This window comes from Komagataeibacter ossonobensis (assembly GCF_057359305.1).
This window is the reverse complement of sequence record NZ_JBXAYQ010000012.1, coordinates 16,457-31,889: the sequence shown is the minus strand read 5'-3', so window position 1 is coordinate 31,889 and position 15,433 is coordinate 16,457. Positions and strand designations below refer to the sequence as shown.

Genomic DNA, 15,433 nt, shown 5'->3' with positions numbered 1-15,433 from the left:
GAACATTCAGGTACAGCAGTGGTTCAAGTGGGCGGAAAATGCGCATACACAAGGCGCAGGTCAAGCGCTTTGGCCGATATTTCTGATTAAATTCGCACACAATGGGTAAAAAAGGAGCGCAGTGCACGATGTTGAGCGTCTCGGAAGCGCGCGAACGGATTCTGGACGGGGTGTTTCCCCTGCCATCTGAGGTCGTGGCCCTGACCGATGCCTGTGGGCGCGTCAGCGCGGTCCCGGTCATCGCCCGGCTGTCCAATCCCCCGGCTGATGTCTCATCCATGGATGGGTACGCCGTGCGCACGGCCGACCTGTCGGCACAGGGCGCGCGCCTGACCTGCATTGGCGCAGCGCCCGCGGGTCATCCCTTCGCTGGCACGGTGGAATCGGGTGAATGCGTGCGCATATTCACCGGCGCGGTCGTCCCCCCCGGTGCGGACGCCATCGTAATACAGGAAAATGCGCAGGCGGACGGCACATCTGTCACCACGACCACCACCGTGCGCCCCGGCACCTATATCCGGCGCAAGGGCCAGGACTTTGCCGAAGGCCAGGAAATCATCCCCGCAGGGCGCAGGCTGTCGGCGCGTGATATCGGCCTTGCCGCCGCAGCCAATCATGCATGGGTGCAGGTGACGCGCCGCCCGCGCGTGGCCATTGCCGCGACGGGTGATGAACTGCTGCTGCCCGGAAGCGGGATCGGGGCGGGACAGATCGCCAATTCCAACACCCCCATGCTGGCCGCCCTGCTGCGCGCGGCGGGCGCGGACCCGGTCATGCTGCCGGTGTTGCGTGACGACATGGCCGACCTTGCCACGCTGGAGCGCATGGTTGATGGCGTGGATATGCTGGTGACCGCAGGCGGCGCGAGTGTCGGTAACCATGACCTTGTGCGGCGCGGACTGGAACAGGTCGGGCTGAAAACCGATTTCTGGAAAATCGCCATGCGGCCGGGGCGTCCTCTCATGTACGGGCATCTGGGCCGCCTGCCGTTTGTCGGCCTGCCGGGCAATCCGGTGGCGGCGTTTGTCTGTTCGGTCGTGTTCATCCTGCCCGCCCTGCGCCGCATGGCGGGACTGGCGACCCCGATTGTGCCGCCCGAACGGGCGATACTGGGGGCGGACGTGCCCGAAAACGACCGGCGCATGGATCACCTGCGCGCGGAACTTGGTTATGATTCGGATGGGCGGCTGGTGGCGACCCCCTTCGCCATACAGGATTCGGCCATGCTGCACGTGCTGGCGCAAAGCGGTGCCCTGATTCTGCGTGCACCCCATGCCCCTGCGGCAAAGGCGGGGGAACCGTGCGACATGATCCGTATTGATCGCGTTCTGGAATAGGTCTTCACGCCGGTTGACGCGGCATGGGGAACCAATATAGAACACAGGAACAGGTTTTTGGTTTGTTCCATCATATTTCAGTCCGGGTGACACCGGTAACGGCAAAAGGACATGTGGCATGCTTACGAAGAAACAACATGAACTTTTGCTGTTTATCGACAGCCACCTGCGCAGGACGGGTTTTTCCCCGTCCTTTGATGAAATGAAGGACGCGCTGGGCCTGCGCTCCAAATCCGGTATTCACCGCCTGATTTCTGCGCTGGAGGAACGCGGTTTCCTCCATCGCAGGCATCATCGCGCCCGTGCGCTGGAAATCCTGCGCCTGCCTGATATCGAAGTGCCGCCCGCGCCGGCTCCGTCCGATTCACCTGCCCCGGTCCCCGGTCTGCCCGCTCCCGAAATGCTGGTGGTGGATGTACCCTTTGTGGGGCGGATTGCCGCCGGTAACCCCATTGAAGCCATTACACCGGAAACCACCCGCATCGCCGTTCCGGCCGACATGCTGGGCAAAGCCGGTCATTACGCGCTGGAAGTCGCGGGGGATTCGATGCAGGAGGCGGGCATTATGGACGGTGACATGGTCATTATCCGTGAAGGCATGCATGCAACGGACGGACAGATTGTCGTGGCCCTGATCGATGGGATGGAAGTCACGCTGAAGCGTCTGCGGCACGAGGGCAGCGATATCGCGCTGATCCCTGCCAACAGCCGTTATGAAACCCGCGTGCTGCCTGCCGGGCGTGTCAGCGTGCAGGGAACGCTGGCGGGCCTGATCCGGCGTTACTGAAAAGCCCGCCTGCGGACCGTGAAAAGTTTTCGGTGAAGCTTTCCCAAAAAAGCTTCAGGCAGTCCTGTTTTTCCTGAATTGGTCTTCAGGGCGTATCCCGTGCCACCTGCTCCCATGTGGGCAGGCGGGTAGCCAGTTGCGCCACCGCATCCGGCCCCATGGGGGTCATGGTCGGGAATTCAGCCAGTATGCGGACCCGGCCATGGCGTTCGATGGCGCTGCGGCCATGGGGTTCGGGTGGACCGTTCAGGATCACGCCCGCGACATGCAGCCCACGCGCCCGCAATGCCGCAAGGCTGAGCAGCGTATGGTTGATCGTGCCAAGCTGGCTGCGCGCCACCAGCACGACCGGCAGGGCCAGCCGGGCCATGAGGTCGATCATCAGGTAATTTTCGGCAATCGGCACAAACACGCCGCCTGCCCCTTCCACCACCAGCGGCCCCTTGCTGGCCACATGGCGCGGCAGGGTGATCATGGCGGGATCGATACGGGTATGGGCTACATGGGCCGCGTCCTCGGGCGACAGCGATGCCCCGAACGTGGCGGCCGGTGGGTAAAGGCGTGCCGGGTCCAGTCCCGCCAACTGCCGTACGCCCATGCTATCAGATGGCGCGTCATCCGTCCCGCTCTGCAACGGTTTCCAGTAAGCCGCGTCCCATGCCTTTACCAATGTCGCGGATGTCACCGTCTTGCCCACGTCCGTATCCGTGCCGGTAACGAACACGCCGGGCCAGAGCGCGCGGCGGAACAGCCCATAGCCCACCTGATAGGACACGGTAAACGGTCCATCCGTTCCAGCCGCTGCTGTCATTACACGGCGCAACTGACCGCCCGTGGCGGGCGCGTGGTCCGTATGCGTGGCCCCGATGGCGCGCAGTTCCCGCACGAAGGCCAGTGGGGTGGCCGGTGTATCGACAACCTCGGTATCGTGCCACATTCCCGCGCCACCGGCAGGCCATTCGGCCTGTAGCTGTTCGATGGCAGGATAATCCGGCACGGGACACACAACCCCGGCCTGCGCATATGCGTCCCGCCATTGCCGGAAACTGCCCACGCACAGCGTGGAAAGCGCCATCTGTCCGCCCGGTGCCAGCAGGTCGCCCAGCATGCGCAGCGTCCGTGGCCGGTGGGGAAACCACTGCATGGCCATGCTGGAACAGATCAGGTCAAACGGGCCTTCCACGTCCGGGGCTTCGGCATCCATGCAGTGCAGCGACAGCCTGTCATCATCGGCCATTTGCCGTCCCGTGCGGTCCAGCATGGTGGGGGCGATGTCGGTGGCGGTGATATGGGCTGCCGGAAACAGCCGACGCAGTTCACGGGTCAGGAAGCCTGTGCCGCAGCCGATCTCCAGAATACGGGCGGGCGTGCCGCCGGGGGCATGATGGGTGGCAATGCGGTGTGCCAGTTCGCGCGCCGCAATGCGTTGGACGCGGGCGGCCTGTTCATATCCCTGTGCCGCGTCAAAACGGGCGGCGATGCGGTCCTTGCGGGTCATGGTGCGGTTATCCGTCCGGTCATGGCCATAATGGCGTGGGCGCAGGTTGCGGTATGGGTCAGCGGCAGAAGGTGCCCCCCGTCGATCCATTGGGTTTCCATGCCGCCGCCAGGGGGAAAGCTGGCACGGGTCAGCGCGGGCGGCGCAATGGCGTCGTCCGTCCCGGCAATGACATGGACCGGGCATGTGACCCGTTGCAGGTCGGTCCTGCAATCCATGTCCATCAGGGCCATCAGTCCCTGCTCCAGCCGGGCGCGTTCGATATGGGATGGTAGCGGGGTATCAATGCCGGCACGCAGGCGAAAGCTGTGCAGCAGCCCTTCGGGTTCCCGTATCAGGCCGGTATGCATGCGTTCAATCACGCGGCGGGGAATGCCATGGGGAAAGTCGGCAGTCGTCCCGAACCGGCTGAAACCGTTTATCAGTACCAGTCCCCGGCACAGGGGACCATGGTGGCGCAGCAGCCACAGCGCACCCAGTGAATGTCCCACCCCGATATAGGGTACCTGTGGCAGCGCCAGCGTGGATTGCGGGGTGAAGAAGCCGAAATCGGTGCACGTCGTGCGCGCCGGACCAAGGGCAGTACGGGTTGCATCCCAGAATGTCGGGTCAAAGGCCCAGCCATGCACCAGCGCAATCGGGAGGGAGGCGGCATCCATGGTCATGCACGCTCCCGGGCGGCAAGGGTTATGGCGCGGGCCAGCTGGTCAACCATGCTGTCGGTATGGGCGGCACTCAGCGCCAGCCTTATGCGGCTGCCATTTGGGGGCACGGTGGGGGGACGGATGGCGGTGGCAAGGATGCCGTGGGCCTCCAGCCGGGCTGCGAATGCCAGTGCGTCTGTGGCCTCCCCTAGCAGGATGGGTATGATCTGGGTGGCGGACGGTCCTGATGACAGGCCGCAGTCTTGGATCACGCTGCGGATATGGTCGGCATTGCGGGCCAGTCGCGCCCGCGCTTCGTCCAGCGTGGGCACCAGTTCCAGCGCCGCATCCATCGCCCCCAGTACCGCAGGCGGTGGCGCGGTGGTGAATACGAATCCCGAACAGGCGTTCATCAGCCACTCACACAGGACCCGAGACCCGGCCACATAGGCCCCGAAACCGCCCAGCGCCTTGCTGAACGTCCCCATGACCAGATCAATTTCATGTCCCGCGCACAGTCCGCGTCCCTGCGGGCCAAGCACGCCGGTGGCGTGGGCTTCATCAACATAGGTAAAGGCGCCATGCCGCCGGGCAAGTGCGCCCAGCTGCGCAATATCGGTACGGTCGCCATCCATGCTGAACACGCTTTCGGTCACGATCACCCGCATGGCGCGCGTGTCAGCCGCGTGGCGTTCAAGCAGGCTGTCCAGATGCCCAAGGTCATTATGGCGGAAACGGATCTGCCGCACCCCGGCCGCCATGCAGCCCTGATGCAGACTGGCATGGTTCAGCCGGTCGGTGAAAACCAGCGGTGGCTCGCCCTGCCCTGCCGCCAGCCGCAGCAGGGCAGCAAGGACGGAGGCATTGGCCTGCCACCCGCTGGCCAGGATCACGGCCGCCTCGCTTCCCTTGAATGCAGCCAGTCGTGCCTCGACCTGCATGTGGCGCGGGCTGGTCCCGGTCACAAGGCGCGATGCCCCCGACCCGGTTCCGTCCTGCTGCAGCCATTCGGCGGCGCGGGCACGCAGCACGGGATGGTGGGACAGGCCCAGATAGTCATTGGATGAGAAATTGACCAGTTCGCGCCCGTCACGGATAACAGTGGCCGCCCCCACATGCTGCACGGGGCGCAGCACGCGACGGGTGTGCGTATCCGCCATATGGTCGAGCGCGGTCTGGAAAATTGGATCAAAACGGGCCATGAAGCGCATTCTCCTGCCGGAGCGCGCAGCCCCGGTCAATCCCGCCCACGTAATATCATGGAGTAGCCACATGCAGGGACCCCGATGGCTGGAACGCGGCATGAAGCATGTCTGGCTGCCCTATACCCAGATGCAGACCACCCTGCCCCCCCTTCCCGCCGTTAGCACGCATGGACGCACCATCACGCTGGCGGACGGGTCGGAACTGATTGATGGCATCGCGTCATGGTGGACAGCGTGCCATGGCTACAACCATCCCCATATTCGTGCCGCCGTCAGCGCACAGCTTGAATGCATGCCGCATGTCATGTTCGGCGGCCTGGTCAATGAACCTGCGCTGACACTGGCCAGCCGTCTGGCTGCCCTGCTGCCGGGGGATCTGGAACGGGTTTTCTTTACCGATTCCGGTTCCGTCGCGGTCGAGGTCGCGATGAAAATGGCCATCCAGTACTGGCTGAACCGTGGCCGGACGGGCCGGACACGGTTGCTGGCCTTCCGTGGTGGCTATCATGGCGACACGATGGCTACCATGGCCGTCTGTGACCCCGAAGAAGGCATGCATTCCCTGTATCAGGGCGCGCTGCCCGAACATTTCATTGCCGACCTGCCAGTGGATGCGGACAGCGTGCGGGCGTTGGATGAACTGCTGGCGCAATCAGGCGACAGTATTGCCGCGATTATTGTCGAGCCACTGGTGCAGGGCGCGGGCGGTATGCTGTTCCATTTCCCCGATGTGCTGCGCAACCTGCGCATGCTGGCGGACCGGCATGGCGTCCTGCTGATACTGGATGAAATATTCACCGGGTTTGGCCGCACCGGTACCATGTTCGCATGTGAACAGGCCGGGATCGTGCCGGATATCATCACGCTGTCCAAGGCCTTGACGGCGGGTACGATGGCGCTGGCTGCTACCGTGGCGCGCGCGCCTGTGTTTGATGCGTTCCTGTCGGATAATCCGCTGCACGCGCTCATGCACGGGCCGACCTTCATGGCCAATGCCATGGCGTGTGCCTGCGCCAATGCCTCGCTGGACCTGTTTGAACGTGAAGACTGCCTGGCCGGGGTCGCGCGCATTGCCCGGCAGATGCGCACCGAACTGGAACCCTGCCGCAGGCTGCCCCATGTGGTGGATGTGCGCGTCATGGGGGCGATCGGTGTGGTGGAACTGGACCGCATACGTGACATGAATGCGCTGAAGACCGCCCTGATCGCGCAGGGGGTCTGGGTGCGGCCCTTCCGTAATATCGTCTATCTGACGCCGGCTTTTAACATAACCACGTCCGAACTGGGCAAACTGACCGCTGCCATCCGCGCCGTTCTGGCGCAACCGGTGTAGCAGGCGATGCATCGGCGCTAGGCCATTTGGGACGGATCTGGTATAGAAAGCCCATGACTTTTTTTCAGCATCGATCCTGGCGCATGACAAATCATGACAGCAAGCGACAGATCGTACTGAAGATCCTGTCGGACGGGAAAGCCCGTTCAGTGCGTGAAATCGGTGACCTGTTCCCTGAACTGGGCACCTACCATGCCCGGCTGGCGTTGCAGGCGCTGCGTAATCAGGGGCTGGTCACGGTAGAAGATGCCCCGGATGTCAGTGATGGACGCAAGCGCAAGGTCTGGCGTCTGGTCAATCCTCACGCCTGAAGACGGTGTCCACAAAGTCCCCGTTTTACGTGGGCACATGGATCTTACGGCGTTGCACCGTAGTGGCATGGCCGGGCCATATTACCCGACCTGCAGGCGCGCATTCATTTATCAGGTGTAGCGTTTCGGAACCGTATACCGGTCAGCATTACCGGTATATCAGCCCCGCCCGATGATCCGGACGGGGCTATACCGGTTCACGATGGTGTGGATTCCAGTTCTTCCTTCTTTTCAACCGGCGGCTTGGTACGGCTGTTCCGCCGTGGGGCACGGGGTGCGCGCGGTGCCGGGGCGGGTACGGGTTCGCTGGCCACTGTGGGTTGTGGGGCGGTTTCCGCAGGTTCCGGGGCCTGCGCGATGGCGGGCTGTTCTGCCCCTTCCTCGGCGCCGCTGGTTTCCATGGGCTGGCGGTTGTCAATGGGACGCTGCTGACGGGCGGCCATGCGTTCCTGACGTTCCTGCTGGCTCTGCTGTGCCGCCTGCGTCATGGCGTTGAGAATGCGGAAGTAATGTTCGGCATGCTGGAAATAGGCTTCCGCCATGACGCGGTCGCCCGTACTGCTGGCGTCGCGGCCCAGCTGCAGGTATTTTTCAAACAGCTGCTGCGCCGTACCGCGCACACGCAGGTCAGGCCCGTTGCTGTCGAAGACATGGTTGCGGTTCAACGGGATCTGGCCATTGTTATGGCGTACGCTTCCGCCATTGCTGCCGCCCGAACGATTGTGACGGCCTCGCATGCGTTTCATGTTCATAAGCTGTCGCAGCACTTTCCTGTTGCCGGTCGCTGGCGCTGCCCTGGACCGTGGGGCGGTCTGTCCGTCCCGTCTGTTGCCATAGTGGTTGTCCGGTATGACGCCGGACGCGGATCCCTGCGCATGGCGGAACCATTCCGGTTCATCACGCCAGCTTTTCTGTTTTGCAATCGGGATCACCCACGCGGAAACGGAACAGCATATAGGGTTGCAGTTCGTGTTTCCTGCGCCATCGCACTATATCCCGCCTGTTTCAGTCTGCCAAATTATTTTTTCACCACCAGCGCGCGCCCTATTCCCCCCAGATCAGGGCGGACTTCCAGTACCTGCAGCCCTCCATCGTGCATAAGGGCGGGCACTCTGTGGTCCTGGCCTATGCCCAGTTCCAGCACCGCGATCCCGCCCGGCGCCAGCAGCCCGGGCAAAATCGCAGCCAGCGCGCGATACGCGACCAGCCCGTCCGTCCCGCCATCCAGCGCGCGTGCGGGTTCATGACGCACCACTTCGGGCATGAGGCCGTTCAGGTCGGCATGGGGAATATAGGGCGGATTGCTCAGGATCAGGTCGAATGGCCCCGTGACCCCATCGGCCCAGTTGCAGCACAGCATGTCGCATCGTGCCGAAAGAGCGTTGCGTGCGGCATTGCGCATGGCAAGGCGTGTGGCAGCGGGGTTGAGGTCGGTGCCAATGCCCGTGGCCTGCGGATATTCCGCCAGTACCGCCAGCAGCAGGCAACCCGTGCCTGTCCCGATATCCAGCACACGCAGCGCGGCATTATGGTCCGGCAGGTGATCCAGCACGGCTTCCACCAGCGTTTCCGTATCGGCGCGCGGAATCAGGGTTGCCGGTGACACCGCCAGATCCAGTGACCAGAAACCCGTGTGCCCGATGATATAGGCCATCGGTTCATGATGCAGGCGACGCTGCAAAATCTGCAGGAACGTGGCATGGTCCGCTGGTGGCACGGTATCAATACGCAACAGCCCCGCCAGATCGGTGCCCGTGGCATGGGCAGCCAGCAGCCGGGCCTCGCGCTGGGGGGATTCGATGCCTGCGGCGCGCAGGCGGTTGGTGGCGTCGGACAGAAGATGGCGCAAATTTGTGGGCGTCTGTGTCATGGCATCTTTCATCGCGGCTGATTTCCGGCATACTGGGGCATCATGCAACTGCCTGCTGTTTCATTACGCCCCGTGCGGACCCTGATCGTCACCATGCTGTGCGCCTGCCTTGTAACGCCAGCGCTGGCCGGGTCGTTTGAGGTCGAGGATGGGTACGGTGATGGTGAAATATCCGAAACCTCGCGCCTGTATGTGGATGAGCAGCTGGTCACGACCTTCCGCCTTGACCATGATCATCCCACCCAGACTGCCCATGTGGAAACGGCAGTCAGCCGCGTGAACCACAGTTACGCCCTGTGTGGTGAGATCACGATCCGCCGCCCCGGGGGCAAGGTCGAGATCCACCAGGTCAGTGGCGAAGGCGTGCTGCATGAACCCGATGGCCACCACCTTGTCGCCCTTGGCGCGCGCAATTTCACCGAATTCTATCTGGCCGACCCGGATGACCCGGATGTCGTCGAACGCCATCCCGGCCGCAGCAGCCTGTGCGCCGCACCGACATCATAGGGCCGTCAGTTATCATCCGCCGCCAGAAGGGCGGCCTGTTCTTCCTGTGTCAGTGCATCGACGAATTCATCGAATTCCCCCGCCATCACCCGATCGATCTTGTACAGTGTCAGCCCGATGCGGTGGTCGGTCACGCGTCCCTGCGGGAAGTTGTAGGTCCGGATACGTTCCGACCGGTCGCCCGTGCCAACCTGCGCGCGGCGATCGGCGGCGCGGGTTTCGTGGGCTGCGGCACGGTTGCGTTCATACAGGCGCGCGCGCAGGATCTTCATCGCCTTGGCGCGGTTCTTGTGCTGGCTTTTTTCTTCCTGCATCGCCACCACGATATTGGTGGGCAGATGGGTGATGCGCACCGCACTTTCGGTCTTGTTGACGTGCTGCCCCCCTGCCCCTGATGCCCGATAGACATCAATGCGCAGATCGCCCTCGTTGACTTCCACATCCACTTCTTCCGCTTCGGGCAGGACGGCGACTGTCACGGTGGATGTATGGATGCGGCCCTGGCTTTCGGTTGCGGGTACGCGCTGCACGCGGTGCACACCGGATTCGTATTTCAGCCGGGCAAATACGCCCCGCCCGGTAATACTGGCGATCCCTTCACGCAGGCCGCCGAGTTCGGACTGGTCATATTCCAGCACCTCGAACCGCCAGCCACGCTGGTCGGCATAGCGTTGATAGGCGCCAAACAGTTCGGCCGCGAACAGCCCCGCCTCATCCCCACCGGCAGCGGGCCGGATTTCCAGAATGGCGCTGCGCTCATCCGCCTCGTCACGTGGCAGCATGGCCAGACGGATATCATGGCGTAATTCAGGGATCTGCCGACGCAGGGTGTCCAGTTCGGCTTCCGCCAGTTCCCGCAGTTCGGGATCGGTCAGCATCTGGCTGGCGTCGTGTTCAGCCTGCTCTGCCGTACGCAGGGCGTTTACGCGGGTTACGATCGGTTCCAGTTCCGCGTATTCACGTGAAGCCTGGCTGAAATCAGCCCCCGACATTCCTTCCGCCAGAAGGGCCTGCAATTCCTCGCACCGGGCGACGATACGGTCCAGACGGTCGTCAAACTTTGCCACGGTCAGGCCTTCTTGGGTGTTCCGGACATAAGGAAGGCGGCCACGCCATCCATCGGCACCTCGGTCTGCTGCCCGCTGTCCAGATCCTTGACCTGCACCACGCCGCGCGCAATCTCGTCACTGCCGATGACGATGGCATGGGTTGCGTTCATGCGGTTGGCGCGTTCCATCCGGCGCTTCATGTTGCCGCGATAGGACGTTTCCGCCCGCACCCCTGCCCCGCGCACCGCCTGCAATACGGTAATGGCCGCAGCCTGCGCATCCGCCCCCATGGGAATGACGGCAACAGGGCGCGGCTCCGCTGGGATTTCCTCCAGTAGCATGGACAGGCGCTCGATCCCTCCAGCCCAGCCAATGGCAGGCGTGGCAGGTCCACCCATTTCGGCCACAAGCCCGTCATAGCGGCCACCCGCCAGCACGGTACCCTGCGCGCCAAGCCGTTCGGTCACGAATTCAAAGGCGGTATGCCCGTAATAGTCCAGCCCGCGTACGATACGCGGGTTTTCACGGAATTTCACGCCCATCACATCCAGTGTCCGGCGCAGGTCGTCCCAGAATGTCCGGGCGTCCGGCGTCAGGAAATCGGCGATCATCGGCGCATCGGCCAGCAGGGCGCGGTCCTGTGCGGCCTTGCTGTCCAGGATACGCAGCGGGTTGCGTTCCAGCCGGGCCTGGCTGTCGGGGGACAGTTCGGCGCGGCGTTCGCTGAAATAGGCGATCAGCGCGGTCCGCCACGCATCGCGGCTGGCCATGTCACCCAGTGTATTGAGTTCAAGCACCACGTCATGCGCAATGCCCAGCGCCTGCAGCACGTCGCGGCCCATGGCGATGACTTCGGCATCGGCCAGTGGCTCGGCGGCGCCCAGCAGTTCCGCGCCAATCTGGTGGAACTGCCGGTAACGTCCTTTCTGCGGGCGTTCATAGCGGAACATTGGCCCGGCATAGAACACCTTCTGCGGCAGGGACTGCGTCAGCCCGTTGGTGACCAGCGCGCGGCAGATGGCGGCTGTTCCCTCGGGGCGCAGGGTCAGGGATTCGCCGCCCCGGTCCTCGAACGTGTACATTTCCTTGGACACGACATCGGACGTATCGCCCAGCGAGCGTGAAAAGACCCGTGTGTCTTCAAAAACCGGGGTCGCCCATTCGTCAAACCCGTACAGACCGACAATGCGGCGGGCGGTTTCGACAACATGGGTAAAACGCCTGCGGTCCTCACCGATCAGGTCGTGGGTGCCACGAACGGGCTGTAAGCTGCTCACTAGGCGATATTCCTGCATTGAACCCGGCCCATGCCCCATGGGGCTGGCCGGTTGGGCGACGCGCCGGAACCATGGCGCGCCGCGTGTCTTCAGTCCGCGGTGGACATGGTGGCTTCGCGGGCCATTTCCTCGGCGGGGGTGTTGCTGGCGTCGGCGGCTGCAAGCTGCTCCACCTTCTTTTCCACCAGTTCGACAATGTGTTCGATCATGTCGCCCGCGGGCATGGTGTGGTCCTGCTTGCCGGCGGAATAGACCATATGGCGGCCCGAACCGCCACCGGTCACACCAATATCGGTCATCAGCGCCTCACCGGGGCCATTGACCACGCAGCCGATGATGGACAGCGTCATGGGCGTCTTGATATGCGCCAGCCGGTCTTCCAGCGTCTGCACGGTCTCGATCACGTTGAAGCCCTGACGCGCGCAGGACGGGCAGGAAATGATCTTCACGCCACGGTGGCGCAGGCCCAGCGACTTCAGGATATCCCAGCCGACCAGCACTTCCTCTTCCGGCTCCGCCGAAAGCGAGACGCGCATGGTGTCACCCACGCCCGACCACAGCAGGTTACCCAGCCCGATGGAGGACTTGACCGTGCCCGCGCGCTTGCTGCCCGCTTCGGTAATGCCGATATGCAGCGGATGGTCGCATACATCGGCCAGCTGCTGGTAGGCCGCGACCGCCATGAACACGTCGGATGCCTTCACGCTGATCTTGAATTCATGGAAATCATGATCTTCAAGGATCTTGGCGTGTTCCAGTGCGCTTTCCACCAGCGCGTCGGGGTTCGGCTCGCCATATTTTTCCAGCAGGTGCTTTTCCAGCGAACCGGCATTCACGCCGATGCGGATGGAGCAGTTGTGGTCCTTCGCCGCGTTCACGACTTCACGCACGCGCTCGGCGCTGCCGATGTTGCCGGGGTTGATGCGCAGGCACGCGGCGCCGGCCTTCGCGGCCTCGATGGCGCGCTTATAGTGGAAGTGGATGTCGGCCACGATCGGCACATTCACTTCACGCACGATTTCGGCCAGCGCCTTCGTGCTGTCCTCATCGGGGCAGGAGACGCGCACGATGTCCACACCCGCCAGTTCGGCGCGGCGGATCTGCGCGATCGTGGCCTCGGCGTCGGTGGTCAGGGTATTGGTCATGGTCTGGACCGAAACCGGGGCGTCACCACCGACCGGCACGCTGCCGACATGGATCTGCCGCGACTTGCGGCGTTCGATGTGCTGATAAGGACGATAGCTGCTCATTATGTGCCCTCCAGATAAGGCGGCGGTTTGTGCTCCGGCCCGCCGTGGCGGGGCGGCACGACCCGGGGATCTGTTACATGCCGGTTTCCGGCATGGTGACCATCAGGGGACCATGCCGTGGAGACCATTCTACTCCGGATTGATGCGCTGCGGGAGGGGCGGAGAAAGATTATTGCCATTTCCCGTCATGGGTGTTGCGCCAATAGCCGATGAATCGGTTACGGGTGAAGGCCCCGGTGGGTGGATGACGGGCGCGGGGGCGGCATGCATGACCGACCCGTCCGCCACGGCTGCGGGGCTTAGGGGAATGTTGTGCCGGACTTCCCCGTTACGGCCCAGTGGCTGTGTCGTCACGCCACCGGCCACAAGCGTCAGGCCGCCCGCGTTGCCAACCGTCAGCACAAGGCCGGTCTGGTCCGGCGGGGTCTGCCATGTCTCACCGGGCTGCATCGTGTGGTCATACAGCACCGGGCCACCGGGCCTGCGTACCTGCACCCATGTCATGGCGGTCGCACTCAGGGTTACCCCGTCCGTTGCGGTCGCGGGCTGCGCGGCAGCGGCGGCCTGCTGTGCCAGCACGTTACGGTCCTCGCCCATTTTTTCCAGTGGCTGCGTGGGGGTGGCCGGTGCGGGTGGCTCGGCCGACGCGGTCTGTGGCATGGGCACGGACGGCGGCGTGCCGGTCAGGGCGTCACGTTCCTGCTGGGGCAGCGGCTGTGGCTCTGGCCGTTCCTCGGCCGGGGGCAGGACGGACGCCACCTGCGGCGACGCGGTGGTGGATGAGGACAGCCCCGGCAGCGTCAGCTTGGTGGGTATGTCATGCAGGCCATCCGTGCCGGTCAGCTTGTACCAGCCGATATAGGCCACCGCCAGAATCACGAGGCCGCACAGCAGCAGCACCCCCGTCGGCAGCCCCCGTTCGGGCAGCGGCACGGGAAAGGACAGTTCGGACCGACGGGTAAACGCGCCACGGCTTTCGACCTTGAAGCGTTCAACCAGCTGTTCGGATTCCAGGTCCAGCGCCTTGGCATAAGTGCGCAGGAAGCCAACGGCATAGGCGCTGCCGGGCAGCGCACCGGGATGGCCTGATTCCAGTGCCTCCAGGTATGGCAGGCGGATGCGCAGCCATGCTGCGACATCGGGCAGTTTCCACCCCAGCTCCTCGCGGCGCGCACGCAGAATGTCCCCGACCGATGCGATGGTCGTCGTGCCGGGCATCGGGGCTGTCGTACCCTGTGCGGGGTTGGGGCGGAAATTGCGTTTGCCGTCGCTCATCCGTAGCGGGCCCTCTCATCCTGACGGATCAGGGCATCAATGGCCTGATCGACCAGTTCCTTGATAATCTCACCGACTGACTGCTCGCCCGTGATCATGCCGACCGACTGTCCCGCCATGACGGAACCATTTTCGACATCACCATCCACCACGGCGCGGCGCAGCGCGCCAGCCCAGAAATGTTCGATGTCCAGCTGGGCGGCTTCCTTGGTCAGTTCGCCAGACTGGAAACGGCGCAGCGTTTCCGCCTGGTGCTGCAGGAAGTTGCGCGTGCCCGCGTTGTTCAGCCCGCGTACCGGAATGACCGGAAAGCGTTCATCAAGCTGAACGGACGTCACCGCGTCGCGTGCATTGGCGCGGATGAAGGCCTTCTTGAAATTTTCATGCGCGATGCTTTCCCTTGATGCGGCAAAGCGGGTGCCAAGCTGCGCGCCCGACGCCCCCTGTTCAAGGTATGACAGGATGGCGTCTCCACGTCCCAGTCCCCCTGCGACAAAGATCGGCACGTCATGGATATGGGGCAGGATTTCCTGCGCCAGAACGGTCAGCGAGACCGGGCCGACATGCCCGCCCGCTTCCGATCCCTCGATCACCAGCGCATCAACGCCAAGGCGCACAAGACGCTTGGCCAGCACCAGTGCCGGTGCAAAGGCGATGACCTTTGCACCGCCTTCCTTGATGGCGCGGATGACCGGGCCGGAGGGAATGCCACCGGCCAGCACGACATGGGTGATGCCCGCGTCGAGGCATACACGTACGAGTGCATCAAGCTGCGGGTGCATGGTGATCAGGTTGACGCCGAACGGGCGCTTGGTCAGCGCCTGTGTCGCCGCGATTTCCTCGGCCAGGCGTGCGGGTTCCATCGCGCCACAGGCCAGCACGCCAAAGCCGCCTGCATTGGAAATGGCGGAAACAAGGTTGCGTTCGCTGACCCATGACATCGCACCCGCCAGCAGCGCGTATTCGCTGCCCAGGAAGCGCGTGCCACGTCCCCACAGGTGGTCAAGGCGCGCGCGTGCTTCCGCCCGGCGTGCGGGGTCCGTCAGAGCTGACGGGGCGGCGGATGTGGTGGCGTCTGACATTCCGGCCG

General features: G+C 63.8%; 15 protein-coding genes. 5 read left to right on the top strand and 10 right to left on the bottom strand.

What is annotated here, in order from left to right:
* Positions 1-128: 128 nt before the first annotated feature.
* Positions 129-1,337, top strand: coding sequence for a molybdopterin molybdotransferase MoeA (locus AC1RQ9_RS09060; RefSeq protein WP_485986569.1), 1,209 nt, complete (start codon positions 129-131; stop codon positions 1,335-1,337).
* Positions 1,338-1,455: 118 nt separating this feature from the next.
* On the top strand, positions 1,456-2,124 hold the full coding sequence (gene lexA / locus AC1RQ9_RS09055) for a transcriptional repressor LexA (protein ID WP_485986568.1): 669 nt from the start codon (positions 1,456-1,458) through the stop codon (positions 2,122-2,124).
* Between the two features lie 85 nt (positions 2,125-2,209).
* Here lexA and bioD read toward each other — a convergent pair whose 3' ends face one another.
* From bioD to AC1RQ9_RS09040, 3 genes are read right to left on the bottom strand one after another with little or no spacing between them, the layout of a single operon-like run.
* A complete protein-coding gene (gene bioD / locus AC1RQ9_RS09050; RefSeq protein ID WP_485986567.1) occupies positions 2,210-3,622 on the bottom strand; it encodes a dethiobiotin synthase in 1,413 nt (470 codons plus the stop codon).
* Entirely contained in the window at positions 3,619-4,287 is a 669-nt protein-coding gene (locus AC1RQ9_RS09045) for an alpha/beta fold hydrolase (RefSeq protein ID WP_485986566.1), read from the bottom strand. The genes bioD and AC1RQ9_RS09045 overlap by 4 nt, the downstream gene beginning before the upstream one ends.
* On the bottom strand, positions 4,284-5,477 hold the full coding sequence (locus AC1RQ9_RS09040) for an aminotransferase class I/II-fold pyridoxal phosphate-dependent enzyme (protein ID WP_485986564.1): 1,194 nt from the start codon (positions 5,475-5,477) through the stop codon (positions 4,284-4,286). Before AC1RQ9_RS09040 ends, AC1RQ9_RS09045 begins: the two co-directional genes overlap by 4 nt.
* 61 nt (positions 5,478-5,538) lie before the next feature.
* On the opposite strand from AC1RQ9_RS09040, the gene AC1RQ9_RS09035 reads away from it, so the two are divergent.
* Together AC1RQ9_RS09035 and AC1RQ9_RS09030 are read left to right on the top strand one after the other, a co-directional pair.
* Complete coding sequence (locus AC1RQ9_RS09035; protein ID WP_485986602.1) at positions 5,539-6,804, top strand: adenosylmethionine--8-amino-7-oxononanoate transaminase; 1,266 nt, start codon at positions 5,539-5,541, stop codon at positions 6,802-6,804.
* Positions 6,805-6,857: 53 nt separating this feature from the next.
* Positions 6,858-7,115, top strand: coding sequence for a hypothetical protein (locus AC1RQ9_RS09030; RefSeq protein ID WP_193732065.1), 258 nt, complete (start codon positions 6,858-6,860; stop codon positions 7,113-7,115).
* A 197-nt stretch (positions 7,116-7,312) separates the two neighbouring features.
* On the opposite strand, the gene AC1RQ9_RS09025 is transcribed toward AC1RQ9_RS09030, so the two are convergent.
* Complete coding sequence (locus tag AC1RQ9_RS09025) at positions 7,313-7,852, bottom strand: DUF4167 domain-containing protein (RefSeq protein ID WP_485986563.1); 540 nt, start codon at positions 7,850-7,852, stop codon at positions 7,313-7,315.
* Between the two features lie 281 nt (positions 7,853-8,133).
* Positions 8,134-8,997 (bottom strand): peptide chain release factor N(5)-glutamine methyltransferase, encoded by an 864-nt coding sequence (gene prmC / locus AC1RQ9_RS09020; RefSeq protein ID WP_485986562.1) that lies wholly within the window; start codon positions 8,995-8,997, stop codon positions 8,134-8,136.
* Between the two features lie 30 nt (positions 8,998-9,027).
* Here prmC and AC1RQ9_RS09015 point away from each other — a divergent pair, with 30 nt between their 5' ends.
* Entirely contained in the window at positions 9,028-9,492 is a 465-nt protein-coding gene (locus AC1RQ9_RS09015) for a hypothetical protein (RefSeq protein WP_485986561.1), read from the top strand.
* Positions 9,493-9,497: 5 nt separating this feature from the next.
* Here AC1RQ9_RS09015 and prfA read toward each other — a convergent pair whose 3' ends face one another.
* The 5 genes from prfA to AC1RQ9_RS08990 all read right to left on the bottom strand — a co-directional run bounded on the left by prfA (position 9,498) and on the right by AC1RQ9_RS08990 (position 15,425).
* The gene (gene prfA / locus AC1RQ9_RS09010; RefSeq protein ID WP_193732062.1) at positions 9,498-10,559 is read right to left on the bottom strand and encodes a peptide chain release factor 1; all 1,062 of its coding nucleotides are present in this window, start codon (positions 10,557-10,559) and stop codon (positions 9,498-9,500) included.
* Between the two features lie 2 nt (positions 10,560-10,561).
* Positions 10,562-11,818, bottom strand: a complete 1,257-nt coding sequence (gene hisS, locus AC1RQ9_RS09005; protein WP_485986560.1) for a histidine--tRNA ligase — start codon at positions 11,816-11,818, stop codon at positions 10,562-10,564.
* Positions 11,819-11,907: 89 nt separating this feature from the next.
* Complete coding sequence (gene ispG / locus AC1RQ9_RS09000; RefSeq protein ID WP_193732060.1) at positions 11,908-13,068, bottom strand: flavodoxin-dependent (E)-4-hydroxy-3-methylbut-2-enyl-diphosphate synthase; 1,161 nt, start codon at positions 13,066-13,068, stop codon at positions 11,908-11,910.
* 129 nt (positions 13,069-13,197) lie between these two features.
* Complete coding sequence (locus AC1RQ9_RS08995) at positions 13,198-14,343, bottom strand: helix-turn-helix domain-containing protein (protein WP_485986559.1); 1,146 nt, start codon at positions 14,341-14,343, stop codon at positions 13,198-13,200.
* On the bottom strand, positions 14,340-15,425 hold the full coding sequence (locus AC1RQ9_RS08990) for an NAD(P)H-dependent flavin oxidoreductase (RefSeq protein ID WP_193732058.1): 1,086 nt from the start codon (positions 15,423-15,425) through the stop codon (positions 14,340-14,342). Before AC1RQ9_RS08990 ends, AC1RQ9_RS08995 begins: the two co-directional genes overlap by 4 nt.
* Positions 15,426-15,433 lie beyond the last annotated feature (8 nt).